We start from the raw sequence: 2,172 nt of genomic DNA on the forward strand, positions 1-2,172 counted from the left end.
CTAGTGCTCTGACCACGAACGTTCACGGTGTTGGTTGACACGCCGCTCGGCCTCCACGCTGGACGGCGTTGTCGCGGCCAGGCTGTCGGGGTGGCAGAACCTGTGCGTGTTCGGCGGTTGTCTGACCAGGAGGGTCAGCAGTTGCTGCGGATTACCAGACGAGGCACCGGCTCCGCGATCCGGCTGCGCCGGGCGATGGTCGTCCTCGCCTCAGCCGGCGGCAACAGCGTGCCGGTGATCGCGCGGCTGGTCCAGGCCGATGAGGACTCGGTCCGGCAGGTCATCCACCGGTTCAACGAGATGGGTATGGCCTGCCTCAACCCTCAGTGGGCGGGTGGCCGTCCCCGCCTGATCAGTGAAGACGACGAAGCGTTCATCGTCGCGACGGCCAGCACCAGACCTGAAACCCTCGACCAGCCCTTCACTCGCTGGAGCCTGCGGAAACTCGCGGACTATCTGACCCGCAACCGCGGCCCCCGCCGGGTCCAGGTCGGTCGGGAACGCCTGCGGCAACTGTTGCGCAAGCACGACCTGACGTTTCAGCGCACGAAGACGTGGAAGGAGTCCAACGACCCGGCCAAGGACACCAAACTGGCCCGTATCGAGCAGGTCATGACCGAGTTCCCGGACCGGGTGTTCGCGTTCGACGAGTTCGGCCCGCTCACGATCCGTCCGCATGGCGGGTCGAGCTGGGCGCCGGCAGGGCATCCCGACCGGCTGCCGGCGAACTATCACAAGCTGCACGGGGTCCGGCAGTTCCACGGCTGCTACTCGGTGGGCGACGACACGCTCTGGGGCGTCGTGCGCCGCCGGAAGTCCGCCGCGAACACCCTCGCCGCGCTCAAGTCGATCCGCCGGGCCCGGCCCGACGGTGCGCCGATCTACGTCATCCTGGACAACCTGTCCGCCCACCGCGGGGCGGGGATCCGCCAGTGGGCGGCCCGGCACAAGGTCGAGCTGTGCTTCACCCCGACCTACTCGTCCTGGGCCAATCCCATCGAGGCCCACTTCGGGCCGCTACGCATGTTCACCGTCGCCGGCTCCAACCGTGCCAACCACCCGGCGTCGACCAAGGCCATCCACGCCTACCTGCGCTGGCGCAACGCCAACGCCCGCCACCCCGACGTCCTGGCCGCCCAACGCCGCGAACGCGCCCGCGTCCGCTCCGAACGCCAACGCCGATGGGGTCAGACCACCGCCAAGGCGGCAGCATGACCAACCCGGCCAACGTTTCCGGTCAATACACTAGGTTCGTGGGATGACGATCGGCTTCAGCTCGGCCGACCTGGTGTGGAACCGCGGGTTGAGCGACGAGCCGGGAACCGGAGTCGGCGACCGGCACCTCTTCGCCATGAGCAAGCCGCACTCCGAGATCATGAGCAGCGGTACCGGCGCGGTCACCGACGGGTGCACCACCGAGGAGATCCTGTTCGCCGCGGACGCGTTCGACTACTTCGGCCTGCCGGAGCTGGCCGCCCTGACGAGGCGACTGATCGACCGTGACCAAGACGACTGGGAACACCACCACACCAGTGCGTTCTACGGACTGGAGTACGCGCTGCACCCCGCGTTCGAGCGCCGCTACCGGCTCAGCCCCGAGGACTTCGACCCGGTCGCCCTCCCCGAGGGCTATGCGCTGGACGAGCACGGTCCGGCGAGCTGCCCGGGCACCTTGATCGTGCACCAGACCAGCCGGGAGTGCACCCTCGGCGCGGACTGCGCTCGCCTGCACCGCGGCTACCTCGAACACGACGGCGCCACCCTGCATCGCGCCGCCGGCTGCGAGCTCTGCCCGTCGGGCCCCGACTGGCCGAACTGACCCTCCGCCGGCGGAAGATCCGCAAACCGGCGGGACGGACCATGACCTGCACCGCCACTGGGCACCGTGACCTGCTCGCGGCCGCCACCATCGCCACCCGCACCTCACCCGGGCCGGGCGGCGGAACCACTACCACGGCAGCAGTGTTGCCGTGCATGATCACGCACCGTCGAGCGGGCCGGCACCTCCCCGGTGCCGGCCCGTCCCGGCGTGCCCCCCGCCGCAAGGCACACGGGTCCCTTGGCCGGCTGCGGCCCGCCCCACCCCTGGTGGAGAGTCGCTCGCCCACACACGTGGACGAGGAACCACAAACACCAGCCCAACCCGGGCAACGTTTGCGGTCACAGCACTAG

2 protein-coding genes are annotated in these 2,172 nt (G+C 69.6%); both read left to right on the forward strand.

All coding sequences use genetic code 11. The annotated features are described in order from the left end of the window. Positions 1 to 90 precede the first annotated feature (90 nt). A complete protein-coding gene (locus ABD901_RS58380; protein WP_345144980.1) occupies positions 91 to 1,215 on the forward strand; it encodes an IS630 family transposase in 1,125 nt (374 codons plus the stop codon). A gap of 43 nt (positions 1,216 to 1,258) precedes the next feature. Then, a complete protein-coding gene (locus tag ABD901_RS58385) occupies positions 1,259 to 1,819 on the forward strand; it encodes a hypothetical protein (RefSeq protein ID WP_345144982.1) in 561 nt (186 codons plus the stop codon). Positions 1,820 to 2,172: the final 353 nt, after the last annotated feature.

This window comes from Dactylosporangium darangshiense (genome assembly GCF_039537565.1).
Taxonomy (GTDB): domain Bacteria; phylum Actinomycetota; class Actinomycetes; order Mycobacteriales; family Micromonosporaceae; genus Dactylosporangium; species Dactylosporangium darangshiense.